We start from the raw sequence: 22,900 nt of genomic DNA on the forward strand, positions 1-22,900 counted from the left end.
GAAGGAGAGACGCTGTTATGACAGAAGAACTGATCCGTGAACTGAAACACGTAAAAAACGCACTTGTGAACAAGGAAATGAAAGGGGAAGCCTGGGAGGAGAAGCAGGAGATGATCCAGAAGCTGGAGGATGTCACCAGCTATCTGAAGGATGCCCTGGGACAGGGGATTGAATTCTGATGGGCGCCGAAAGGCCGGGGAGTATAGAAGCCCTGGTGTTTGACATGGACGGACTTCTGTTTGACTCAGAACGAGTTGTGCAGCGAACCTGGAACATGGCCGGAGAGGAGCTGGGAGCAGGACAGGTGGGAGAGCAGATCTACCACACTCTGGGCATGAACCTGAAGAGCAGGACGGAATTTTTTCACAGGGTCTTTGGCCCGGACTTTCCCATGGAGGAATTCGCCGAGAGGACGAGAAGGTATTACAGGCAGATCGAGGAGACAGAGGGCGTGCCCCTGAAGCCGGGAGTCCGGGAGCTCCTCTCCTATGGAAAGGAGAACGGATACAGAATGGCGGTGGCCACCTCCTCCAGGAGGGAGCACTCCACCTACATGCTGAAGCGGGGCGGGATCTACTCCTTTTTCGACGGATTTATGTTCGGCGATATGGTGGAGAACGCCAAGCCCGACCCGGAGATCTACCGGAAGGCCTGCAGCCTTTTGGGCACAGCGCCGGAGCGGGGCATGGCTCTGGAGGACTCCCCCAACGGCATCCGGTCCGCATCCGCCGCCGGCATGGCGGCAGTCATGGTGCCGGATCTGGTGCAGCCGGATGAGGAGCTAAAGAGGCTGGCTTTCCGGGTGTGCCAGGACCTGACGGAAGTGATAGGGATCCTGGAAGGACTGAAGCCGCAGGCGAAGACCTGAAAGAGCGGGAAAAAGCGAGACAAAATAAGACAAAATGGGACAAAAGAAAAGCATGGGCAGCAGAAGAGATACTTCCTGTCCATGCTTTTTCTGTTTGTCAGAGGACCGTGAACCGGTCGGTCTGCCTTTTTATTTCAGCTTTGGCATTTTTGAGAGAGCGGCCTCGTCAGCTACCAGAGTCACATCGTTGTGCATCTGAAGGATGGAAGCCGGAACCGCGGGAGTGACCGGACCAAAGAAGGCGTCCCTTACGATATCCGCTTTTCCCTCTCCGTTTACGACTACAAGAATCTTCCTGGCCTGCATGATGGTCTTGATGCCCATTGTGTAGGCCTGACGGGGAACATCGTCGGCGGAGGCGAAGAAGCGCTTGTTTGCCTCGATGGTGCTCTCCTGGAGATCCACGCAGTGGGTCTCCTTCTCGAAGGCCTCTCCTGGCTCGTTGAAGCCGATGTGCCCGTTGTGGCCCAGGCCAAGGAGCTGCAGGTCCACGCCGCCCAGAGACTGGATCAGCCTCTCGTAGCGGGCGCACTCCTTGTCGCTGTCAGGCTCTGTGCCGTCCGGAAGATGGGTGTTTTCCGGAAGAATGTTTACGTGGTCGAAAAGATTGTGGTGCATGAAATAGTAGTAGCTCTGATCGTTATCCTTGGAGAGCCCCTTGTACTCGTCCAGATTTACGGTGGTGACTGCGGAGAAGTCGAGATCCCCCTTTTTGTACCAGTCCACCAGCTGCTCGTATGTGCCGATGGGAGTGGACCCTGTGGCAAGTCCCAGCACGCAGTCTGGCTTCATGATGATCTGAGCGGAAATGATATTTGCCGCCTTGCGGCTCATGTCGCGGTAGTCGGTAGCTTTGTAGATTTTCATTTGGATAAACCTCCTCAAAACATATTTTCTTTTCTATGGATGTGAAATCAATCTTTCAGACAAGAACAGCCTCCGTAAAATACTCCGGCATGTGGAAGGAGGGCACCGGAGATGTGATGGGGGCGTAGGCGGCGTAGTGTTCGATGTCCGCCGACTCTGAGATCTTGTAAAAATTGCAGAAAAAGGTGCTTCCCGCCTTCAGCTCCAGGGGACCGTACACGCGCTCCAGCACGGTCAGGGGGATGCGGAAGTGGGCGCTCCAGCTGTCTTCCCCGATCGTGGCCCGGACCTGGAACTTGGCGGCCTCCTCTTTGGAAAAATAGGACCGGTAGGTCCGGGAGGGGCCGTATGCGGCCAGAAGAGCGCCGTTTGCGTTGATCTCAAAATTCAGGTATGTACCGGGGGCATCGTCCTTCCTGGAAAACAGCAGGAAGGCCTCCATGGCGCTGTCCCGATAGACCGGATCCAGGTAGGACTGAAAGGTCCTTCTGGGGTTTCTCTCCTCGCATACCATGCGCACATAAAATCCATCCCCCGGCACGAACCCGATATAGAAGTAGGTGCGGGGAATGGAGGATGTGCCCCACAAAAGGTGAGTGATCTCACAGGGGGCGACTGTATTCAGTTCTTCTTTGTCCTTTAATATCTTTACATTCATCATGGTTCCAATGTAGCAGACAAAGGAGAGAAAAACAACAGCTTAAAAAAGAAAAATATGAAAGTGCAAAAAAAACAGTTTATTGTGCTATAGCATCCCCGAAGACCCGGAACCTAAGCCTCCCATCTGCCGGAAGCGCCGCAGGGGAGAAAGAGACCAGAGGCCGTCACGGGGAGGGCGATCTCCTGGGACTCTACATGTCCGCCGAAGGACTTCAGCTCCGTGCTCAGCATGTAGGTGAGCACCGCCGGGGCCAGCCCTGTGGTGTAGGAGTTTACCAGGAAAAAGAGGGGCTTGTCTGACAGAACCTTTGTGCACAGCTTGATAAAGGGGTGGATGGACTCCTCGATCTTCCAGATCTCCCCCTTGGGCCCTCTGCCGTAGGAGGGCGGGTCCATGATGATGGCATCGTAGTGGTTGCCCCTGCGGATCTCCCGCTCCACGAATTTGATGCAGTCGTCCACCAGCCAGCGTATGGGGGCATCCTTCAGCCCGGAGGAGACAGCGTTCTCCTTGGCCCAGGTGACCATGCCCTTGGAGGCGTCCACGTGGGTCACCGAGGCGCCCGCCGCGGCTGCGGCCAGGGTGGCTCCTCCTGTGTAGGCGAAAAGGTTCAGCACCTTGATGGGGCGGCCCGCCTGCCGGATCTTTTCAGAAAACCAGTCCCAGTTGGCGGCCTGCTCCGGAAAGAGCCCTGTGTGCTTGAAGCTGAAGGGCTTCAGATTGAAGGTCAGCTCCTTGTAGTGGATGGTCCACTGGGATGGGAGGTCAAAGAACTCCCACTCGCCGCCGCCCTTCTTGCTGCGGTGGTAGTGCGCGTTGCACTTTCTCCAGCCCTTCAGTGTCTTCGGAGTGTCCCAGATGACCTGGGGATCCGGCCGGATGAGGAGATAGTCGCCCCAGCGCTCCAGCTTTTCTCCCTGGCTGCAGTCCAGCACCTCGTAATCCTTCCAGTTGTCAGCAATCCACATATATTTTCAACCTCGCTTCTTGTTTGATCATACATTAATAATACGTTGCGCGGAGAATTATAGCATACCTTGGACAAGCCTTCAATTCCAACGGGAATATGTTTCTGAAATTTGTGGAATATTACGTGTATGACCTTTACCTTTTGCACTATCAGTGATAGAATGTTTCTATAAGTGGGCGTGGACCCGCAAAAGAAAGGTGGAATACAGTATGATCACAGTAAATGCAATGGGAGACAAGTGTCCGGTACCGGTCATCAAGACAAAGAAGGCTATGCAGGCCCTGACAGGCCCGGAGACCATCGAGGTTCTGGTAGACAATGAGATTTCTGTACAGAATGTGACAAAGATGGCTTCCTCAAGCGGCGGCAAGGTGACCTCCGAGAAGCTGGGAGAGGGCGAGTACAAGGTGACAATCCAGATGGAGGGAGCTCCGGCGGCAGCGGACGCAGCCGATGACACAGCCTGCATCCCGGACGCGAGGGGCAACATGATCGTCGTCATGTCATCCGACCGGATGGGCTCAGGAAACGATGAGCTGGGCAAGGTTCTGGCAAAAAGCTTCATTTTCGCGGTGACACAGCTTGAGGAACTGCCCAAAACCATGTTATTCTATAACGGCGGCGCCACGCTTACCTGCGAGGGATCAGACTGTCTTGAGGATCTGAAATCCCTGGAGGCGCAGGGCGTTGAGATCCAGACATGCGGCACATGCCTTGACTACTATGGCCTGAAGGAGAAGCTGGCAGTCGGATCTGTCACAAATATGTACAGCATCGTGGAGACGATGGCCGGCGCTGCCAAGATCCTGCGCCCATAAGGGAGGCAGGCTAAAGGAGGATATTTTATTATGAAATCAGATGTCAGACTGACCACGCTCAGCAAGACAGCGGGCTGAGCGGCCAAAATAGGTCCGGAGACCCTTGCTCAGGTTCTGAGCAAGCTGCCGAAATTTCAAGACGACAACCTGATCGTCGGCATAGAGACGTCCGACGACGCAGCTATCTATAAGGTGACAGACGATATAGCCATGATCCAGACCGTGGACTTCTTCACGCCGATTGTGGACGACCCCTACATGTTCGGGCAGATCGCGGCGGCCAACTCCCTAAGCGATGTGTGGGCCATGGGCGGCGAGCCCGCGGTGGCCTTAAATATCGTGGGATTTCCCAACTGCCTTGACCCAGCCATCCTGGGCGACATACTGGCAGGGGGAGCGGACAAGGTGAAGGAGGCCGGAGCTGTCCTTGTGGGCGGACACTCTGTCCAGGACGATGAGCCCAAGTACGGCCTGTGTGTGTCCGGCTTCGTGCATCCCCAGAAGATCTTTAAAAATTACGGCTGCAGGCCGGGGGATGTGCTGGTGCTCACCAAACAGATCGGAAGCGGTATCGTCAACACGGCTGTGAAGGCCGAGATGGCGTCTCCCTCCGCTATACGGGAGACCCAGACTGTGATGGCGTCTCTGAACAAGAAGGCAAAAAAAGTGGCAGAGAGGTACAATGTATCTGCCTGCACGGACATTACGGGCTTTGGGCTTCTGGGCCACTGTGTGGAGATGGCCGAGGCCAGTGAGGTGACATTTGAGCTTCGCGTCCACGACATCGCCTACATGGAGGATGCCATAGACTATGCCAAGATGGGGCTTGTGCCCGCCGGGGCATATAAGAACAGAGGCTACTCCATAAAGAAGGTGGAGACCGGGGGCGTGGAGGAGCACTATCTGGATCTTCTGTATGACCCGCAGACATCGGGCGGCCTGCTCCTGTCTGTGGCGCCGGAGGATCTGGAAAATGTGATGCGCGACTTTGAGCATGCGCATATGGATACAAAGGTATCCGTGATCGGGAAGGTGGGACCGAAGAGCGATAAGCTGATCGTCCTGTCCTGATGGTCAGATTTAAGGGTAGGATCCAGTGATCCGATCCAACAGGATGCGAGGAAGGGAATATGGATAAAAGCAAGTTATACCGCAGCATACCCAAGGTGGATGTTCTGCTGGCGGATGAGGAGATACAGGGGCTGATCGAAGCCTACAGCCGGGAGACCGTCATGGAGGCGATCCGGTCTGAGACAGATGCCCTGCGGGCCTTTATCGGGGCCTGCCAGGATGAGGAGGAGGCCCGGCAGAAGACAGAGAGCCTCAAAAAGGATATTGAAGACCGGGTCAGAGCTATCAACACGCCCAATATGAGAAAGGTGATCAACGGCACTGGCACGGTCCTGCACACAAACCTGGGCCGGGCCCCCATTTCCGGGGAGCACTTAAAGAAGGCCGCGGACCTTGTGAGCGGGTACTCCAACCTGGAATACAATCTGGAGGCGGGAAGAAGAGGGGAGAGGTACTCCCACTTTGAGCAACTTCTGTGCCGCCTGACGGGGGCTGAGGCGGCTATGGCCGTCAACAACAACGCGGCGGCGGTCATGCTGATCCTGAGCTCTCTTGCCAGGGGCGGAGAGGTGGTAGTCTCCAGGGGTGAGCTGGTGGAGATCGGAGGCAAATTCCGTATTCCCGATGTGATGGAGCAAAGCGGCGCCACTCTGGTGGAGGTGGGGACCACCAACAAGACCCATCTGGCCGACTACGAGGAGGCGGTGACAGAGGAAACCAGGGCTCTCCTCAAGGTCCACACGAGCAACTACCGGATCGTTGGATTTACAGAGACCGTGGAGATCGATGAGCTGATCCCCCTGGCCAGGGAGAAGGATATCCCTGTCATCGAGGATCTGGGCAGCGGCGTGCTCATCGATCTTTCCAGATACGGGCTTACATACGAGCCCACGGTGCAAAGCTCCATAGCAAAGGGGGCGGACGTGGTCAGCTTCAGCGGGGACAAGCTTCTGGGAGGCCCCCAGGCCGGCATCATCGTGGGAAAGAAGAAATATATCGATATGATGAAGAAAAATCAGCTCACCAGGGCGCTGCGGATCGACAAATTTACAGCCGCGGCCCTGGAGCTGGTGCTCCATGAGTATCTGTCAGAGGAGAAGGCCGTCCGCAATGTGCCGGTCCTTCGGATGATCACCCAGCCTGCCGGTGAGGTGAAAAAGGCGGCGGACTCCTTTGCCAGGAAGCTAAGACGGCTGCACCTGGCCGCGAAGATCCAGGTGGTCCCCTGCCAGTCCCAGATCGGCGGCGGCTCTCTGCCCCTGGAGAGGCTGGAGAGCTGGGGGGTGACCATCTTCCCCGAGAGAGTCACTGTGCCTGAGCTGGAGGAGCGGATGCGCCGCCTGCCGGTGCCCATCATCCCCAGAGTGGTCAATGATACGATCCTCATGGATATGCGGACCGTGACAGCGGAGGACGCAGCCCTGGCAGCCCGGGAGCTTGGCGAGCTTGAGGAACTGGAGGTGCCGGAACAGTGAAGCATATTATCATCGGAACAGCGGGCCACATCGACCACGGCAAGACCACACTCATAAAAGCCCTCACCGGGAGAAACACAGACCGGTGGGAGGAGGAGCAGCGCCGGGGGATCACCATTGACCTTGGATTTACCTGGTTTGATCTGCCGGGTGGAGACCGGGCGGGTATCATCGACGTGCCGGGACATGAGAAGTTCATCAACAACATGGTGGCCGGCGTGGTGGGCATGGATCTGGTTCTCCTTGTGGTGGCTGCGGATGAGGGCATCATGCCCCAGACCCGGGAGCACATGGACATCCTGAATCTGCTGGGTATTGAGAAGAGTATCATCGTCCTGAACAAATGCGACCTGGTGGAGGAGGACTGGCTGGAGCTTGTGGAGGAAGAGATCAAAGAGGAGCTGGCAGGAACCTTCCTGGAAAAGGCGCCGGTGGTGCGGGTGTCCGCAGCCACGGGAGAGGGCCTTCCCCATCTGGTGGAGGTGATCCAGAGAATGTCGGAGGAAGAGGTGGAGGAAAAGGACACCTCCACGATCCCCCGTCTGCCCATTGACAGGGCTTTCTCCCTCTCCGGTTTTGGCACCATCATCACAGGAACCCTGCTCAGCGGCACGATTACGAAGGAAGACACGCTGGAGATGTATCCCATCGGGAAGACCAGCAAGATCCGCAGCATACAGGTTCACGGCGAGGACGTGGACAAGTGCTATGCGGGACAGAGGGTGGCGATCAATCTGTCCAATATCAAAAAGAGGGAGATCAGGAGAGGCTGTGTCCTGGCACCGCCTGACAGTATGAAGAACACGGATCTTTTGGATGTGAAGATGCGGATCCTGGACTCCTCCATGCGGGTGCTGACCAACCACACAAGACTCCACCTCTTCACCGGCACGAGCGAGATCCTCTGCCGTGCGGTGCTCCTGGACAAGGAGGAGATCGGACCGGGAGAGAGCGGCTACGTGCAGCTTCGCCTGGAGGAGGAGCTTGCCGTGAAGAAGGGGGACAAGTTTGTGGTGCGGTTTTACTCGCCTATGGAGACCATCGGAGGCGGCGTGATCCTGGAGCCCAATCCCTCAGTACACAGGCGCTTCCAGCAGCAGGTCATCGAGGATCTGGAGCGGAAGGAGTCAGGCTCCACAGCGGACGTGGTGGAGATGCATGTCCGGTCTCACGGAGAGACTATGATCACTCTGTCAGAGCTGGCCAAATTGACAGCCCTTGCCCCGGAGGAGATCGCCCGGGATGTGGAGGAGCTTAAGAAGGAGGGGACAGTTCTTACGTTCCCCATGAGAAAGGACACCTACGTGTGGCACAGGCAGGCTGCTGCCCGGGCCAGAGAGCGGATCCTGGAGGAGCTTGCAGGCTATGAGGCAAAATATCCCTACCGCTACGGCATGAAGAAGGCCCAGATCCACACAGCGTTTTTCCCGAAGCTGAAGCCCAATGTATTTGACTCCTTTATCAGCCGTCTGGAGGAGGAGCAGGCTATAAAGAGGGTGGACGAGTTCCTCAGCACGCCGGATTACGAAGTGTGTAAGGACGCCACCTACCAGCAGGTGTCAGAGACCCTTCTGGGGGCTATGGAGAAGGCCGGGTTTGATTTTGTCCGGTACGGGGAGATCCCTGTGAAGGGAGTGAGCCAGGAGGTGGAGGATGATATCCTGAACATCCTTCTGGAGGAAAAGCAGATCGTGAAGGTGACAGAGGAGATGTACACTCTGTCATCCTACATGGAGCAGGCGAAAGAGAAGATACGCGAAAAGCTGAAGGAGGAGCCTGTGATAACCATCGCCCAGGTCCGGGACATGTTCCATACAAGCAGAAAGAGCGCCAAGCCCATTCTGGAGTATATGGACACGGTCAAGGTCACAAGAAAAACAGGGGCGGAAAGTGAAAGGGTAGCATACTGATGAATTTAAAACAATTGGAGGCATTTGTGGAGGTGGCTCAGTCCGGCAGCTTCTCAAAAGCGGCAAAAAAGCTGTTTCTGACGCAGCCCACCATCAGCGCCCACATTGCCTCTCTGGAAAAAGAACTGGATACAAGGGTTTTTGTGCGAAACACAAAGGAGGTGGCGCTCTCCCCCGAGGGGCAGAAGCTGTACACCTACGCCCGCCAGATCCTGGATCTGACGGAAAAGATAAAGGAAGAGTTCGGCAGACACGACGAGGAGGAGCAGAAATGTGTGACTATCGCGGCCTCTACCATCCCTGCGCAGTACCTTCTCCCTGACATCCTGGCCAAATTTAACGCCAAGCATCCCGGCGAGCAGCTCCGGATCCTGGAGTCGGACAGCAGCCAGGTGGCGGAGCAGGTGGCGGAGGGCTCGGTGGATATCGGCTTTACCGGCACTGTGCTGGAGAAAAAATTCTGCAAGTATATTCCCTTCTACAAGGATCAGCTCGTGGTCATCACGCCGAACACGGAAAAATACCGGGAGTACAAACAGCTGGGAAGCGATATCTACTGGATACAGGAGGAGAGCGTCATCATGCGGGAGGAGGGATCAGGCACCCGCAAGGAGGCGGAAAAACAGCTCCGGCACCTGGGCATCCGGGCGGAGCGGCTCCACATCATCGCCAGCATCGCCAACCAGGAGACCATCAAGAGATCAGTCATCCAGGGCATGGGCGTCTCCATCCTGTCCCGGCTGGCCGCCAAGAACGAGGTGGAGAGCGGACAGATGCTGGAGTTCCCCATCCCCGAGGCGGACGAGGGAAGGGACCTGAACCTTGTGTACAACAAAAATCATCCCCTGTCCAAGTCGGCGCAGCGGTTTATCAAGACTGTGAAGGAAATTTACGACATTAGATAAATTTCTGGAGTGCACTTCTCTTTACATGGCAAATTAAGGAAAAAGGGCCCCGCACTGTTTTTTGTGCGGGGCCCTGATATGTCAAGAAGCTATTTAGAATATTTTTTCTTCACTGTAACCGCTATTCCTAATGAAGCAAGCAAAGCAATAAACAGCCAGCAGATAACTATGTGAGTGTCACCTGTCTGGGGAGCGGTCTGTGTATCGGCAGTGTCTGTGTTGCCAGAGGATGCCGGAGTCTCAGGTGTCTGATCTATATTTATATTGTCTTCAGAAGAGCTATCCTCTCTGATGACAGCCGTGAATGTCCGGCCTGGCAGATAAGAGACATCCATTATTTCACCATCCACTGGATAGGGAATGGTTATGTCTGAAATATGGATATCGACGGTGCCTGCTCTTAAACCTTTTGCCGTGGTGCCAGAAATGTCGAGAAGTTCCGGGTTTTGTGGAACAGCCGTGAAAGATGAGCAGGATGTATCCTGATACGTTAATGTCAGATTTGTTGCTTCTCCGGTTTTTAAGCTCAGTGGAGAAAGCGAGAGCTGGGACTCTATAGCAGGATTAACGGCACTGTATATAAGTTTTGGCTGAAAAGACAATTCAACAGGAGCATCCCATATATCTTCTGTCAGGGGATAGAAAGACAGTGAGATGGTATAGTTTTTTTTCAAAGCTTCTTTGCCTGATACGGCCACTGTAAGCCCTGTTCTGTCTTCTGTGAGTATGGGAGTAAGCCGGGATCCATCCTCGTCAATCACGGTAACGGACTGTATGGTACGCTGTGTTGAAGGAAATCCCAAAGTAAATATCTCCGATGTATAAGAGCCATCCTTCGCGGAGGAGACGTCAAAGCTCAGTCCAGCCTCTGGAATAACCGGGCTTTCGTTGGATACATAGACGTTGTGGATCTTGAGGGTGCCTCTTTCCAGAGTGTAGTCAGTATTGTCCCCGGACAGGCGAAAAGTTATTGTGGGATTGAGCAGGAAGTTGCTGTCAAAACCCTTTGTTCGGTCCTGTGCTACCCGAAAACGGAAAGTGTTCCCATCAATTTGGATATCCTTAGCGGAAAACATATCCTGAGAGTATCTGTTCATAAACTCACATGTTCCCTCAAAAGTGATTTGTACATCTTCCAGAACGCAGGGGGTTCCGTCTGCATTAAGTACAGTGCCGGTTACATAGTCAGAAGAGATGCAGTCCTCCTCTTGCGAGTTGATAAAAAGGAGGTTTTTTGTCCCGTTTTCGATATTTAAAGTTGCGCTCAGTCGTGTGGGCTGAGAAATGTGAATGGGAAACTGGGCTTCAAAATCTGTACCGTAAATGCCGAGAAGAAGCTGGGTATTGATATCTTTGCTTGAGCCGACGATGTTTTGCGGAAATTCAAAGACGGCTTCGTTGGTGCTGTTGTCATAAGAAATATGGATATCATCGTCATTTGTTTCCAGACTAAGCTGCTTTAGAGTGTTCATCTCCATCATAGACATAAAAAAGGCATAGTATTCTTCTACCTGTTCAAATCCTTTAATCTCTGGGAGAGCAATACGTATTTCGCCTCCGGAGGCCGGAGCGTTGACCTCGAGAGTTTCGCCCCAGGGGCTTTGGTTGTTGGTACCTACCATGATATCTGTGCTTTCAGGGCTTTCAAAACCAGGCATACCATTTGGATACATTTGTGAGTATTCCTTATAGAGCAGATCGCTGAGCGGGCTGAAATCCGTGATGGAGTTTGCTCTTACAAGTATTGTTTTAAGATTGCCGCTATCAGCTAATGGCTCAAGAAAAGAAATATCTGTCAGGTAGTTGCTCTCTACACTCAGATAAGTAAGGTTGGTTAAGGAAGAGAGAGGTGTGTGGTCAATGACAGTCCCTTCCCGGTTTGCGTAGTGCATATCCAGAAACTGAAGATTATAGAGCTCGGAAAGAGGTTCTACACTTTCCAGAAAATTATTGTAAATGTTTAAATGCTCCAGTGAGTCTAGTCCTGCCAGAGGGGTAAGGTCCCGGATATTGTTTCGGTCAAGTTCCAGATAGGACAAGTTTTTAAGCTCAGCCAGAGGGCCAAGGTCAGAGATGCGGTTTTCGGATAGATCCAGACTGGTGAGATTTTTTGCATACTGGAGCCCCTCCAGAGACTCAATGCCCCTGTTAAAGTCCTTCAGATCTTCTGCCGGACTTTCTATCAGCGGAAGAGAGTCACTGTTCAGTTCAGTAATAGAGAGCATTTCCTCCTCTGTGATGGCTGAGTCGTATGCTTTTCCCAGCGTGTCGCAGATAACCTGGCGCAAATACGTGTCAGGGACAAAAATTTCGCTGTCTGCTGCTTTGACGTCCATAGCGCTAGTTGCTGATATTCCTGCTGATAAGGCAACTGCGATTAATAATAGTACCTTTCTCTTCATGTTTCCTCCATTCCTACTCCCCTTATTCCTCATGTTTTAAACTATCCAGGAGAAAAAAGCTGGGTGTCCAATTGGTAATTTTGATAAAATATCATAGTAATAGAAAAATATAATCAATATGAGGGTATATTACGTTTTTGTGATTAGACTGGAAGGCCACAGGGCGTTTTTTTAAGGGGCATGATGTTGGGACAGTGGCTCTGTGCGATTTATAGAAAAAGCGAATGAATAAAATCTATATATTGATTTTAACGATTAGACGTAAAGACGCAAAGAGAAGTATACTAAGAAAGAAGCCAGAAGACAGATTGGGGGAATGAAGATGATCTATCTGGACAATGCGGCGACGACGATGCAGAAGCCGAAGGAAGTGATCCAGGCGGTTGTGACTGCCATGCAGTCCATGGGGAACGCCGGCAGGGGTGCTCACTCGGCCTCGCTGGAAGCATCAAGAACGATATATGACACAAGAGAGAAGCTCTGCCACTTTTTCGGCGGAAAGGATCCCAGACAGCTGGTGTTCACATGCAACTCCACGGAGAGCCTGAACACGGCCATCAAGGGCGTTTTAAATCCCGGTGATCACGTGATCACCACTATGCTGGAGCACAATTCCGTGCTGCGTCCCCTTTACGAGATGGAGGAGCGGGGAGTTCGCCTGACCATCATAGAGAGTGACAGAAAAGGGCTCGTTGAATACGAAGATTTTGAGAGGGCTATCTGTCCGGAGACAAAGGCCATCGTGTGTACCCACGGCTCCAACCTGACAGGCAATCTGGTGGATATCGAGAGAGTGGGCAGGATCGCGAAGGACCACGGCCTTCTCTTTATCGTGGATGCCTCCCAGACAGCGGGGGTATTTCCCATTGACGTGGAGAAGATGCACATAGACATCCTCTGCTTTACAGGCCACAAGGGGCTCTTGGGGCCCCAGGGGACAGGCGGTATGTACGTGAGGGAGGGCGTCAAAGTGCGGCCCTTAAAGAGCGGCGGCAGCGGCGTCCAGACCTACAGCAGGACTCATCCGGCCCAGATGCCTACAGCCCTGGAGGCGGGGACCATGAACGGCCACGGCATAGCGGGACTCCACGCGGCCGTGGAGTATATTGAGCGGACAGGCATATACAACATCCGCAAAAGAGAGCAGGAATGTATGTGGAATTTCTACAACGGAGTGAAAGATATTCCCGGCGTTACTGTGTACGGCGATTTTTCCGGAGGGGAGAGATGTCCCATCGTCTCCCTCAATATCGGTGATTATGACTCCTCAGAAGTTGGCGATGAACTTCTTACAGAATATGGAATTTCTACCAGACCGGGGGCTCACTGTGCGCCTCTGATGCACCAGGCCCTGGGAACGGTGGAGCAGGGGGCAGTAAGGTTCAGCTTTTCCCACTACACCACTGATGAGGAGGTGGAGACGGCCATAAGAGCCATCCGTGAGCTTGCGCAGGAGGAAGAATAGTGGGTTCCTGGAGCTTTCGGTAAATCTGTTTTTTGAGTGAATGAGAGTAGAAGGAGGAAGTACAAATGAATTTTAACTTGTCAGACTCAAAGAAAAAACTTGCGCTGGCAGGGGTGGTATGCGGACTTGTGGCGGCAGCCCTCGCGTACTTTGGAAACCCGGCCAACATGGCGATCTGTATCGCCTGCTTTATCCGCGACACAGCGGGGGCCCTGGGCATGCACCAGGCAGACACGGTACAGTATGCCCGCCCTGAGATCATCGGCATCGTTCTCGGCGCTTTTGTGATTTCAGCGGCTACAAAGGAGTACCGTTCCACGGCTGGATCTTCACCGATGATCCGCTTTATCCTTGGAATGGTCATCATGATCGGCTCCCTCGTGTTCCTGGGATGCCCGCTGCGTATGGTGATCCGTATGTCCGCAGGCGACCTGAACGCATGGGTAGCCCTCATCGGCTTTATCCTCGGCGTGGCCACAGGCGCCTTTGCCCTGAAGAAGGGCTTCAGCCTGGGAAGGGCTCATGAGACCCAGAAGACCAGCGGCGTGGTACTGCCGGCCATCATGGTAGGTATCCTACTGCTTGCACTGTGCACCACACTTCTCAAGTCCAGCACAAGCGGCCCGGGAAGCATGCATGCACCTATCATTATCTCCCTCATCGGAGGCCTGATCTTCGGCGCCTTTGCCCAGAAGTCGAGAATGTGCTTTGCGGGAAGTATCAGGGACGTGATCCTGATGAAAAACTTTGACCTTCTCACAGTGATCGTGGGACTCTTTGTTGTTATGCTGATCTACAACATCGCGACAGGAAACTTTACGCCTGGCTTTGACACGCCGGGCATCATCGCCCACTCCGAGCACCTGTGGAACATTCTCGGCATGTACGCGGTAGGCTTTGCTGCTGTACTGGCAGGCGGATGCCCGCTGCGCCAGCTTGTCCTTGCGGGACAGGGATCTGCGGATTCAGCGGTGACAGTTCTGGGTCTGTTCTTCGGCGCGGCTCTGTGCCACAACCTGGGACTTGCCTCCAGCGGCACAGCCCTCAACGCGGAGACTGGAGAGGTTGTAGCGGGAGCGGCTACACCTGCCGGAAAGGTGGCGGTGATCATCTGTATCATCGTGTGCTTTATCATTGCGTTTACAAATAAAAGAGAGAGTGCAAAATAGTTGTAAATATGTTATTCTAGGAAAGAAGGTAAAATAATATGAAGGAAGTAGATGCAAGAGGTCTTTCCTGCCCGGAGCCTTTGATGCTGACTGCGGAGGCCCTCAAAAACGCGGACGGCCCTGTGAAGGTGCTTGTCAGTGAGCCCCACCAGAAGATGAATGTGGAGAAATATGCGAAGGACCACGGGAAGAAGGCAGTGTCAACAGAGAAAGACGGATGCTTTGAAGTAGTGATCGAGTAATGAGAAAAAAAGAATTAAAGCTGGTCGTAACATTTCACACAACAGCAGATGCCATGGCAATGGAGAAGACGTGCAAGGAAAAAAATGCCCCCGGCCGTCTGATCCCTGTGCCCCGGGCTATATCCGCCGGATGCGGTCTTGCCTGGTGCGCGGCGCTTGAGGAGCGGGAAGCCATCCTCTCCGTGATGGAGGAGGCGGGCATTGAAAACGAAGCTCTCCACGAGTGTATGGTGTAGCAGTGCAGAAAATGACGATGGAAAGAAAATGCAAAGAGACTGCCTGGGGCGTATATGCCCGGCAGTCTCTTTTCCTTTGCTGCAAAGCCGGGCTGTCAGATGCCCCGGCGGAAGCTGTCCAGCACATGGGGCAGCAGCCTGTCGCTTTTCTCTGTCAGGGAGAATTTCCCCTTGAACAGGGACCAATCGTACAGGAGGGCGCGCTCGTACATGGCGTAGATGTCCATCAGCTCGGCGGCGGTGGAGGTGGGGGCGAACTCCCCGCCATCCAGCCCTTCCTGGAGAAGCTGGGTGACCCACTGAAAATAAAATCTCTTTTTGTCGGAGAGAGATTTCTTGTCCTTGGTAATGAGCTGGGAGGAGTACAGATAGGCCAGCAGATGCAGATCCACGCTGCTCTCGATCATGAAAAACAGCTCGTGGTTCAGATAGAGTAACTTGTCATAGACCGTCATCTCCGGGTCGATCGTGGCAGAGAGCTCCTCGTACTTCTGGTCAAACAGATTGGACAGAGTGTTCAGGAGGGCTTCCTTTCCCTTGAAATAGTGGTAAAAGGTTCCCTTGGAGGTCTTGGAGGCGTTGATGATATCCTCTACGGTAGTGTTGTCGTATCCGTTTTTGTAAAAGAGGTTCCACGCTGCCTTCACGATCCGGCTTTTAGTGGACTGCCGTTTTTTTTGCCATGTTCTCATCCCTTTCTGACGACTGTAAAGTAGAGCCGAAAAATCCATGTCTAACATTATAAAAGAACAGAGAGCGGTTGTAAACCGCTCTCTACATGAAAAATCTTCATTAATCCATTCGGAACAGATGTGATTATCCAACCTGGAAGCCGTATTTCAGCGGATCCTCCGGATCGATCAGGTATGTAGCGACGCCTGTCAGGTATGCGCTTCCTGTGATCATCGGGATAACTGCATCGTAATCGCCGACTTTTGTTGTCTCTTTGATCACGCCCTTGAAGATGCTGCCCATGAAGCTCTCGTACCTGAACTCCTGTCCAACCTCGATCTCTCCCCAGTGATGCAGAGTAGCGAGCTTTGCGCTTGTACCTGTACCGCACGGTGAGCGGTCAGCCATAGCGTCGCCAAAGATAACAACGTTTCTTAAGTCAGCCTTGTCCGGATTCGGAGTAGGTCCGTAGAACTCAACAAGGTCAACTGTGTCAATGTCAAGCAGCGGATGCTTTACAGGAATTTCCTTATTGATAGCATCCAGCATCTTCATTCCGAGAGCAGAGTAGGCCGGAACGCTCTTTGCGTTGATCTCGCCGATATCAAGCTGTGAAGTATCAACAAGAGCGAAGAAGCTGCCGCCGAAGGAGATGGTGAAGGTGATCTCTTTGCCGTCGATCGTTACCTTCTGGTTCTCTTTGTAAACGAAAGCCGGAACGTTTGTCAGAGTCACGCTCTCAACCTTGCCGTTCTTTACCATGGCCTTTGTGCGGATCAGTCCTGCGGGAGCCTCGATCACAACATCGTTCTCTCCCTCGTGGGACTCAACGAAGCCAGCCTCAACAGCTACTGTGACAGCGCCGATGGTGCAGTGGCCGCACATGTTCAGGTATCCGCCTGTATCCATGAACATAACGCCGAATGAAGCCTCGGGATTAACCGGTTTGCAGAGGAAAGCGCCGAACATGTCGTGGTGTCCTCTTGGCTCGAACATAAGAGCTGTACGCACCTTGTCGTAGTTCTTCTCCATCCATTTCTTCTTCTCGATCATTGTGTTGCCTTCCGGCTCCGGGAATCCGCCGTAAACGATACGGCAGAACTCACCCTCTGTGTGAGAGTCCACTACCTGAAGTGCGCCCTCGAAGCGGTCGAAGTTAACATTAGCCTTTAACTCCATAATTGCTACCTCCTTAGAATTTTGAAAATGTTTCCTCATAGACAAAATCTATAAGTTTTTTATAAAAACACATTGAAAACCCCCATGTTCTCTCTGTGTCTTATACGGAATAAGACTTGAAAATGACAGGAAATTAACGATTAGACCGTATTCTAGTCCCTCGTCTAGTACGCCGTTCATCTTTCTATTCACTATTATGGGGTAAACACCTTGAAAAGTCAATGTTTTTTTGCTAATATAAAAGTGTCCAGAAAAGGCTTGAAATCTGACAAAAGCTGTGCTATTGTAAATGGGCATGATAAAGAATCAGGGGGGTAGATGGGTGACTGGTGTGCCTCCTAGTCTTCAAAACTAGTGTGGGGCGTTAGGAGCGTCCCGGGTGGGTTCGATTCCCACATGCCTCCGCCAGAAAACAGCTCTTTTCTGTTAAAAAAGTAGCAGGAAAGATTTATAGATAAAATTTATTAATCTGACCGATAAGTCTTCTTTTGGCAATTTAAATGTGATAAGTAAATGGAAACGGATGAACCGTATCTGTTTTTGCTTAATAAAAAATGAAAAGGAGAAGAGTGTCATGGGAAATGTACAGATCTTACTGCGCCAGCATGTCGGCGCGCCATGCCAGGCTATTGTGAAGGCCGGCGACAAAGTGGAAAAAGGCACACTGATCGCCACACCCACTGGACTTGGGGCAAACATTTTTTCCAGTGTATATGGTGTGGTAGAGGAAGTGACAGATGATCGCATTATCATCAAACCAGACGAAGAACAGAAAGAAGAATTCGTTCCTATTAAAGAAGGAACAAAGCTCGAGATGGTAAAGGAAGCCGGAATCGTCGGAATGGGCGGAGCTGGATTCCCGACCGGTGTAAAGCTGAATATCGACCTTTCTGAGACGCCGATGGCTGAGCTGGATCCGGAGATCAACCCGGAGCTGCCGGAGGGATTTAAGCTGGAGCACAGCTATATCCTGGTAAACGCTGCGGAGTGTGAGCCCGGACTGGAGCATAACATCAAGCAGCTGGAGGAGCAGACAGATAAAGTGATCCGCGGCGTGAAATACTGTATGGAGATCACTCATGCCGACAAAGCTATCTTCGCTATTAAGAAGAAACATCATAAAGCAATCAAGATACTGGATGCGGCCCTGAAGAATGAGCCGGATATTTCCATGCATATGCTGGCGGATATCTATCCGATGGGTGAGGAGCGTGCGGTAGTAAGAGAGTGCCTTGGCGTGAACCTTACGACGACACAGCTTCCGTCAGCGGCCAGATCTGTGGTTGTGAACCTGGAGACCGCCGCGAAGGTGGCAGAGGCGATCGACGAGAGAAAGCCCTGCATCACAAAGAATGTGACTGTCCGCGGCAAGCTGGTGGGCGGAAACGAAGCTCATGTGTTCATGGACGTGCCGGTAGGCGTCAGCGTTGGAGAGCTCATTGAGAAGGCCGGCGGCATTGACGGAAAATACGGCGAGATCATCATGGGAGGAGCTTTCACAGGAAAATCCACTGAGATGGACGCTCCTATCACAAAGACAACGGGAGCTATCCTTGTGACAATGGAATTCCCGGATCTCCACGGAGCCAAGACAGGACTTCTTGTCTGTGCCTGCGGCGGAAGCGAGGACCGCATGAGGGAGATCGCTTCCAAGATGAACGCCAATGTGGTATCTGTCTGCAGATGCAAGCAGGCCATCGAGAACAAGCCGGGCGCTCCGCTGAAGTGCTTACGGCCCGGCAACTGTCCCGGACAGGTTAAGAACAACCTGCAGTTCAAGAAGGACGGCTGCGAGTACATCATCATCGGCAACTGCTCTGACTGCTCCAACACAGTTATGGCTTCCGCGCCGAAGATGGGGCTGAAGGTCTTCCATCAGACAGACCATGTGATGAGGACGATTGGACATCCTCTTTACAGAACACTGAAGATCTCAAAAGAGGTCAGCCAGGATATTGATTTCTAAATATGCCTTTTGATAAGAGGGGGACAAGTCCCCTGGAATTTACGGTATTTCTGTCGCGGATAAAGCCTGTGGGAGACACCCCGATACTTTCGCAGGACGATGAAAAGTGAGAGGTATTTTCTCTTTATCGGCGGCTGCAAATATACACTCTTGCCCGTGCGCAGCACGAGCAAAAAAACTGGGGTATCTACTGCGATACCCTTGCAACAAAAAACAAGGAGGGAAAAAATATGTCAATCACAGCTGAAACAGCTAAAGCACATGCACATGATCCTGCAGTACTTTGTTGTAGAGCCGAAGGCGGCATTACAATCGAGCCAGCTAATCTGGAAGATCCCGCAATCTTTGACGATCTTGTAGATTCAGGGTTACTGAACCTGGATGGATGCCTTACCATCGAAGAGGTTCTCGGTGCAAAACTGAAAGAGACCTGCGATTCACTTTGCCCGCTTACCGCTGACAAGGTAGAGGGAGCGAAAGCGCCGACTACAGAGGCAGCAGAGGAGGCTCCGGCAGAGGAGGAAGAGGCAGCACCTGCAGCTCCGGCAGCGGCAGCACCGGTTGTAGCAGCAGGCGGCACTCTGAAGATCCACATCGGAGAAGGAAAGGACATCAACCTTGAGATTCCGGTTGGAGCACTTGGAAACGGGGGAGCTGCAGTGGCAGAGATCCCGGCAGCAGCAGAAGCGGCAGTTACAGGAGCAGCAGCTCCGGCAGCAGAAGCTGAGGAAGAGAAGGTAGTAAGAACTTTAACAAGAAAGCACTACAAGATTACAGAGGTAAAGAGAGGACCTGAGACAAAGATCGAGGGGACAACCCTTTACATCCGTGAGGGAATTGAGCAGGAAGTAATCGACAATCAGGAGCTTGTAAAAGACTTCCACCTGGAGATCATCACTCCTGACAAATACCACACATATTCTGAGACGATCATGGACGTACAGCCCATCGCTACAAAAGAGGGCGACGCTGACCTCGGTACAGGTGTGACAAGAGTTCTGGACGGCGTTGTTATGATGCTGACAGGTACAGACGAGGGCGGAGTTCAGATCGGTGAGTTCGGTTCCTCTGAAGGATACCTGGACGAGAACATCATGTGGGGACGCCCGGGATGCCCGGACAAAGGCGAGATCTTCATCAAGGGTAACATCGTGATCCAGGAGAAGACAAACATGGAGCGCCGCGGACCTATGGCTGCACACACAGCATTTGATGTGATCACACAGGAGATCCGTGAGGTTATGAAGGAGCTGGATGACAGCCTTGTTGCTGATACACAGGAGCTGAAGCAGGTTCGTCGTCCCGGCAAGAAGAAAGTCGTTATCGTTAAGGAGATCATGGGACAGGGAGCTATGCATGACAACTTCATCCTTCCTGTAGAGCCCGTTGGTATCCTTGGAGCGAGAGCAAACGTTGACTTAGGAAATGTTCCTGTATGCGTATCTCCGCTTGAGGTGCTGGACGGATGTATCCATGCTCTTACATGTATCGGACCTGCATCCAAAGAGATGTCCAGACATTACTGGAGAGAGCCTCTTGTACTGGAAGCTCTTCATGATCCGGAGGTTGACCTCTGCGGCGTAGTATTCGTAGGAAGCCCGCAGATCAACGCTGAGAAGTTCTATGTATCCAAACGTGTAGGCCACACAGTAGAGATGATGGACGTAGACGGGGCATTTGTTACAACAGAGGGCTTCGGAAACAACCACATCGACTTCGCAAGCCATATCGAGCAGATCGGTATGAGAGGTGTTCCGGTAGTAGGAATGTCCTACTGCGCAGTACAGGGCGCGCTCGTTGTTGGTAACAAGTACATGACATACATGGTTGACAACAACAAGTCTGAGTCCGGTATCGAGAACGAGGTTCTCGGATGCAACACTCTGTGCGAGGAGGATGCAATCCGTGCACTTGCTATGCTGAAGACAGCTATGGCAGGCGAGGAAGTGAAGGCTGCTGAGAGAAAGTGGAACCCGAACGTTAAGTCTACAAACGTGGAGCTGATCGAGAGCACTTACGGCAAGAAGGTTGAACTTGTGGAGAACGAGCAGTCCCTGCCGATGAGCCAGAAGCGTAAGGAAAAATACGACTAATCAGAGGCGGTTTCATGAACAACGAACGCTTGCACTATGGCGACAGGATCATTTACATGGAAGGCGTTGTCGTGGATGTTGACGACTGCAGCATCAGCGTGGATCTGAAAGGGCGTCTTGGATTTTTCAAGGCACCCAAGAGGATGTTCATATGCGACACAGAGCCGAAGGTAGGACAGGAGTTTGGATGGAACATGAGCTTTCCGGAACAGCTCGGTCCTGAAGTAAATGAGAAGTATGTCAGCAATATAGAGAAAGAACGACGCAATCAGGAAAAGATGCGTGGGCAAATGGAAAATAAGGAGGTTTCAAAATGAGTTTAACGGTTGTTAAAGGATTACAATCTGAAATTTTCGTTCCTATTACTCCTCCTCCGGTATGGGCGCCTGTTACAAAAGAGCTGAAAGACATGTCTATCGCTCTTGCAACAGCAGCTGGTGTCCACAAGAAATCACAGGAGAGATTTAATCTTGCCGGTGACTGGACATGGAGAAAGATTGAGAACACAACACCATCCAGCGAACTGATGGTATCACACGGTGGATACGATAACAGTGATGTTAACAAGGACATCAACTGTATGTTCCCCATCGACAGAATTCATGAGCTTGCAGCAGAAGGCTTTATCAGAGCTTGCGCTCCTGTACATGCAGGCTTCATGGGCGGCGGCGGAAACCAGGAGAAGTTCAAACATGAGACTGGTCCGGCTATCGCAAAGATGTTCACAGAAGAGGATGTTGACGCAGTTATCCTCACCGCTGGCTGAGGTACCTGCCACCGCTCTGCAGTACTGGTGCAGAGAGCGATTGAAGAGGCTGGAATTCCTACAATTATTATTGCAGCTCTTCCTCCGGTTGTACGTCAGACCGGAACTCCTCGTGCGGTAGCTCCGTTAGTCCCTATGGGTGCCAACGCGGGTGGTCCTCACAACGTAGAACAGCAGACACAGATCGTAAAGGCTACTCTGGAGCAGTTAGAGAAGATCTCCACACCTGGAACGATCGTACCGCTGCCGTATGAATACGTTGCTAAGATCTAATATCTGAAATATTGGATTGAGCGTCAGACAGGATTTTAAGGGCAGATGTATGTTGCATCTGCCCTTTTTGTAAAAAAAGCAGGATAAAAAAATAACAATATCATGGAGGTGGTAAAATGGCAGAGCAGGTAAAAGATCTGCGCCGTCTTGTGATCAAGGCCTTCCACATGACAGATGTGGAGTGGGGAGAGCACAACGACATCAATGTAGACGGACATATGACTGTCAGCAAAGAGATGCTGGATAAGCTCGTGGAGGAAGAAAAAGACTACATAGAGAAGATTGACATCCAGATCATTATGCCAGGCGACCATGACCGCTGGACAAACACGATCATGGACATCATCCCGATATCCACTAAGGTCCTTGGAAAGATAGGGGAGGGCATTACACATACCATCACAGGCGTATACGTGATCCTTACAGGTGTGGATACTGTAGGAAAGCAGTGCCATGAGTTTGGGTCCTCAGAGGGTAATCTGAAGGAGCAGCTCGTCCTCAACAGAGCAGGAACACCTGGAGACGACGATTACATCATATCCTTTGACGTCACCCTGAAGGAGGGCATGGGACAGGAGAGGCCAGGCCCGACAGCCGCTCACAGAGCCTGCGATAAGTTTATCCAGACATACAGGGATAAGATGAAGAAATTTAAAGGTGAGAAATGTACAGAGCGCCACGAGTACCACGATATCGTGAGACCGGGCAAGAAGAGAGTGCTCATCGTGAAGCAGGTGGCCGGCCAGGGTGCTATGTATGATACACATCTGTTTGCGAAAGAGCCCTCGGGAGTAGAAGGCGGGCGCTCCATTATCGATATGGGGAATATGCCGATCCTTGTGACGCCAAATGAATACAGAGACGGAATTATCCGTTCCATGCAGTAGGAGGT

The 22,900-nt window shown here is 52.4% G+C and carries 21 protein-coding genes, 1 tRNA gene and 1 pseudogene; 17 read left to right on the forward strand and 6 right to left on the reverse strand.

All coding sequences use genetic code 11. The features are described from left to right. Window positions 1-17: 17 nt before the first annotated feature. Both NI21_RS16855 and NI21_RS0102965 read left to right on the forward strand, forming a co-directional pair. Window positions 18-179, forward strand: a complete 162-nt coding sequence (locus NI21_RS16855) for a hypothetical protein (protein ID WP_171031491.1) — start codon at window positions 18-20, stop codon at window positions 177-179. Next, complete coding sequence (locus NI21_RS0102965; protein ID WP_033124750.1) at window positions 179-868, forward strand: HAD family phosphatase; 690 nt, start codon at window positions 179-181, stop codon at window positions 866-868. Before NI21_RS16855 ends, NI21_RS0102965 begins: the two co-directional genes overlap by 1 nt. Window positions 869-997: 129 nt before the next feature. Here NI21_RS0102965 and nagB read toward each other — a convergent pair whose 3' ends face one another. The 3 genes from nagB to NI21_RS0102980 form a co-directional block, all read right to left on the reverse strand. Then, window positions 998-1,735, reverse strand: coding sequence for a glucosamine-6-phosphate deaminase (gene nagB, locus NI21_RS0102970; RefSeq protein WP_033124751.1), 738 nt, complete (start codon window positions 1,733-1,735; stop codon window positions 998-1,000). A 55-nt stretch (window positions 1,736-1,790) separates the two neighbouring features. Beyond that, a complete protein-coding gene (locus tag NI21_RS0102975; RefSeq protein WP_242842800.1) occupies window positions 1,791-2,396 on the reverse strand; it encodes a carbohydrate-binding family 9-like protein in 606 nt (201 codons plus the stop codon). 110 nt (window positions 2,397-2,506) lie between these two features. Then, window positions 2,507-3,364, reverse strand: coding sequence for a class I SAM-dependent methyltransferase (locus NI21_RS0102980; RefSeq protein ID WP_033124753.1), 858 nt, complete (start codon window positions 3,362-3,364; stop codon window positions 2,507-2,509). 211 nt (window positions 3,365-3,575) lie between these two features. Here NI21_RS0102980 and yedF point away from each other — a divergent pair, with 211 nt between their 5' ends. From yedF to NI21_RS0103005, 5 genes are read left to right on the forward strand one after another with little or no spacing between them, the layout of a single operon-like run. Beyond that, window positions 3,576-4,184 (forward strand): sulfurtransferase-like selenium metabolism protein YedF, encoded by a 609-nt coding sequence (yedF, locus tag NI21_RS0102985; RefSeq protein WP_033124754.1) that lies wholly within the window; start codon window positions 3,576-3,578, stop codon window positions 4,182-4,184. Between the two features lie 30 nt (window positions 4,185-4,214). Continuing rightward, a complete protein-coding gene (gene selD / locus NI21_RS0102990; protein WP_081957945.1) occupies window positions 4,215-5,255 on the forward strand; it encodes a selenide, water dikinase SelD in 1,041 nt (346 codons plus the stop codon). 59 nt (window positions 5,256-5,314) lie between these two features. Beyond that, complete coding sequence (selA, locus tag NI21_RS0102995) at window positions 5,315-6,730, forward strand: L-seryl-tRNA(Sec) selenium transferase (RefSeq protein ID WP_033124756.1); 1,416 nt, start codon at window positions 5,315-5,317, stop codon at window positions 6,728-6,730. Next, the gene (gene selB / locus NI21_RS0103000) at window positions 6,727-8,640 is read left to right on the forward strand and encodes a selenocysteine-specific translation elongation factor (protein ID WP_033124757.1); all 1,914 of its coding nucleotides are present in this window, start codon (window positions 6,727-6,729) and stop codon (window positions 8,638-8,640) included. The genes selA and selB overlap by 4 nt, the downstream gene beginning before the upstream one ends. After that, on the forward strand, window positions 8,640-9,545 hold the full coding sequence (locus NI21_RS0103005) for a selenium metabolism-associated LysR family transcriptional regulator (RefSeq protein ID WP_033124758.1): 906 nt from the start codon (window positions 8,640-8,642) through the stop codon (window positions 9,543-9,545). The genes selB and NI21_RS0103005 overlap by 1 nt, the downstream gene beginning before the upstream one ends. 89 nt (window positions 9,546-9,634) lie before the next feature. On the opposite strand, the gene NI21_RS15980 is transcribed toward NI21_RS0103005, so the two are convergent. After that, the gene (locus tag NI21_RS15980; protein ID WP_052083854.1) at window positions 9,635-11,947 is read right to left on the reverse strand and encodes a leucine-rich repeat domain-containing protein; all 2,313 of its coding nucleotides are present in this window, start codon (window positions 11,945-11,947) and stop codon (window positions 9,635-9,637) included. 295 nt (window positions 11,948-12,242) lie between these two features. Here NI21_RS15980 and NI21_RS0103015 point away from each other — a divergent pair. From NI21_RS0103015 to NI21_RS0103030, 4 genes and pseudogenes are all read left to right on the forward strand, one after another. Next, window positions 12,243-13,412: pseudogene (locus NI21_RS0103015) on the forward strand (aminotransferase class V-fold PLP-dependent enzyme); the annotation flags it as partial. Between the two features lie 65 nt (window positions 13,413-13,477). Continuing rightward, a complete protein-coding gene (gene yedE / locus NI21_RS0103020; RefSeq protein ID WP_033124759.1) occupies window positions 13,478-14,581 on the forward strand; it encodes a YedE family putative selenium transporter in 1,104 nt (367 codons plus the stop codon). Between the two features lie 38 nt (window positions 14,582-14,619). Next, window positions 14,620-14,823, forward strand: coding sequence for a sulfurtransferase TusA family protein (locus NI21_RS0103025; RefSeq protein WP_033124760.1), 204 nt, complete (start codon window positions 14,620-14,622; stop codon window positions 14,821-14,823). After that, window positions 14,823-15,059, forward strand: a complete 237-nt coding sequence (locus tag NI21_RS0103030; protein WP_033124761.1) for a DUF3343 domain-containing protein — start codon at window positions 14,823-14,825, stop codon at window positions 15,057-15,059. The genes NI21_RS0103025 and NI21_RS0103030 overlap by 1 nt, the downstream gene beginning before the upstream one ends. Before the next feature lie 95 nt (window positions 15,060-15,154). Here the strand turns inward: NI21_RS0103030 and NI21_RS0103035 are convergent, their stop codons facing one another. Together NI21_RS0103035 and NI21_RS0103040 are read right to left on the reverse strand one after the other, a co-directional pair. Further along, window positions 15,155-15,751 carry a TetR/AcrR family transcriptional regulator gene (locus NI21_RS0103035; protein WP_033124762.1) on the reverse strand — a complete coding sequence of 199 codons (597 nt, stop codon included), beginning with the start codon at window positions 15,749-15,751 and terminating at the stop codon, window positions 15,155-15,157. Window positions 15,752-15,875: 124 nt separating this feature from the next. Beyond that, window positions 15,876-16,910 carry a proline racemase family protein gene (locus NI21_RS0103040; RefSeq protein WP_033124763.1) on the reverse strand — a complete coding sequence of 345 codons (1,035 nt, stop codon included), beginning with the start codon at window positions 16,908-16,910 and terminating at the stop codon, window positions 15,876-15,878. 310 nt (window positions 16,911-17,220) lie between these two features. Between NI21_RS0103040 and NI21_RS16695 the strand changes: the two genes are divergently transcribed. The 6 genes from NI21_RS16695 (at window position 17,221) to prdD (ending at window position 22,895) form a co-directional block, all read left to right on the forward strand. Then, window positions 17,221-17,318: transfer RNA gene (locus NI21_RS16695), tRNA-Sec, on the forward strand. Between the two features lie 166 nt (window positions 17,319-17,484). After that, complete coding sequence (locus tag NI21_RS0103045; protein ID WP_033124764.1) at window positions 17,485-18,876, forward strand: electron transporter RnfC; 1,392 nt, start codon at window positions 17,485-17,487, stop codon at window positions 18,874-18,876. Window positions 18,877-19,106: 230 nt separating this feature from the next. Next, the gene (prdA, locus tag NI21_RS0103050; protein ID WP_033124765.1) at window positions 19,107-20,969 is read left to right on the forward strand and encodes a D-proline reductase (dithiol) proprotein PrdA; all 1,863 of its coding nucleotides are present in this window, start codon (window positions 19,107-19,109) and stop codon (window positions 20,967-20,969) included. A 14-nt stretch (window positions 20,970-20,983) separates the two neighbouring features. Further along, window positions 20,984-21,286: a CBO2463/CBO2479 domain-containing protein gene (locus NI21_RS0103055; protein ID WP_081957947.1), complete on the forward strand. Its 303-nt coding sequence runs from the start codon at window positions 20,984-20,986 to the stop codon at window positions 21,284-21,286. Continuing rightward, entirely contained in the window at window positions 21,283-22,008 is a 726-nt protein-coding gene (gene prdB, locus NI21_RS16255) for a D-proline reductase (dithiol) protein PrdB (RefSeq protein WP_081957948.1), read from the forward strand. Before NI21_RS0103055 ends, prdB begins: the two co-directional genes overlap by 4 nt. Before the next feature lie 116 nt (window positions 22,009-22,124). After that, window positions 22,125-22,895: a proline reductase cluster protein PrdD gene (gene prdD / locus NI21_RS0103065; protein WP_033124767.1), complete on the forward strand. Its 771-nt coding sequence runs from the start codon at window positions 22,125-22,127 to the stop codon at window positions 22,893-22,895. Window positions 22,896-22,900 lie beyond the last annotated feature (5 nt).

The sequence above is a fragment of the Eubacterium sp. ER2 genome (assembly GCF_000765215.1).
Lineage (GTDB): Bacteria > Bacillota > Clostridia > Lachnospirales > Lachnospiraceae > Claveliimonas > Claveliimonas intestinigallinarum.

Excerpts from the sequence above, each read along its gene's own strand:
- NI21_RS16855 (WP_171031491.1), top strand. The coding sequence starts at position 18 with ATGACAGAAGAACTGATCCGTGAACTGAAACACGTAAAAAACGCACTT.
- NI21_RS0102965 (WP_033124750.1), top strand. The coding sequence starts at position 179 with ATGGGCGCCGAAAGGCCGGGGAGTATAGAAGCCCTGGTGTTTGACATG.
- nagB (WP_033124751.1), bottom strand. The coding sequence starts at position 1,735 with ATGAAAATCTACAAAGCTACCGACTACCGCGACATGAGCCGCAAGGCG.
- NI21_RS0102975 (WP_242842800.1), bottom strand. The coding sequence starts at position 2,396 with ATGATGAATGTAAAGATATTAAAGGACAAAGAAGAACTGAATACAGTC.
- NI21_RS0102980 (WP_033124753.1), bottom strand. The coding sequence starts at position 3,364 with ATGTGGATTGCTGACAACTGGAAGGATTACGAGGTGCTGGACTGCAGC.
- yedF (WP_033124754.1), top strand. The coding sequence starts at position 3,576 with ATGATCACAGTAAATGCAATGGGAGACAAGTGTCCGGTACCGGTCATC.
- selA (WP_033124756.1), top strand. The coding sequence starts at position 5,315 with ATGGATAAAAGCAAGTTATACCGCAGCATACCCAAGGTGGATGTTCTG.
- NI21_RS0103005 (WP_033124758.1), top strand. The coding sequence starts at position 8,640 with ATGAATTTAAAACAATTGGAGGCATTTGTGGAGGTGGCTCAGTCCGGC.
- NI21_RS15980 (WP_052083854.1), bottom strand. The coding sequence starts at position 11,947 with ATGAAGAGAAAGGTACTATTATTAATCGCAGTTGCCTTATCAGCAGGA.
- yedE (WP_033124759.1), top strand. The coding sequence starts at position 13,478 with ATGAATTTTAACTTGTCAGACTCAAAGAAAAAACTTGCGCTGGCAGGG.
- NI21_RS0103025 (WP_033124760.1), top strand. The coding sequence starts at position 14,620 with ATGAAGGAAGTAGATGCAAGAGGTCTTTCCTGCCCGGAGCCTTTGATG.
- NI21_RS0103030 (WP_033124761.1), top strand. The coding sequence starts at position 14,823 with ATGAGAAAAAAAGAATTAAAGCTGGTCGTAACATTTCACACAACAGCA.
- NI21_RS0103035 (WP_033124762.1), bottom strand. The coding sequence starts at position 15,751 with ATGAGAACATGGCAAAAAAAACGGCAGTCCACTAAAAGCCGGATCGTG.
- NI21_RS0103040 (WP_033124763.1), bottom strand. The coding sequence starts at position 16,910 with ATGGAGTTAAAGGCTAATGTTAACTTCGACCGCTTCGAGGGCGCACTT.
- NI21_RS0103045 (WP_033124764.1), top strand. The coding sequence starts at position 17,485 with ATGGGAAATGTACAGATCTTACTGCGCCAGCATGTCGGCGCGCCATGC.
- prdA (WP_033124765.1), top strand. The coding sequence starts at position 19,107 with ATGTCAATCACAGCTGAAACAGCTAAAGCACATGCACATGATCCTGCA.
- NI21_RS0103055 (WP_081957947.1), top strand. The coding sequence starts at position 20,984 with ATGAACAACGAACGCTTGCACTATGGCGACAGGATCATTTACATGGAA.
- prdD (WP_033124767.1), top strand. The coding sequence starts at position 22,125 with ATGGCAGAGCAGGTAAAAGATCTGCGCCGTCTTGTGATCAAGGCCTTC.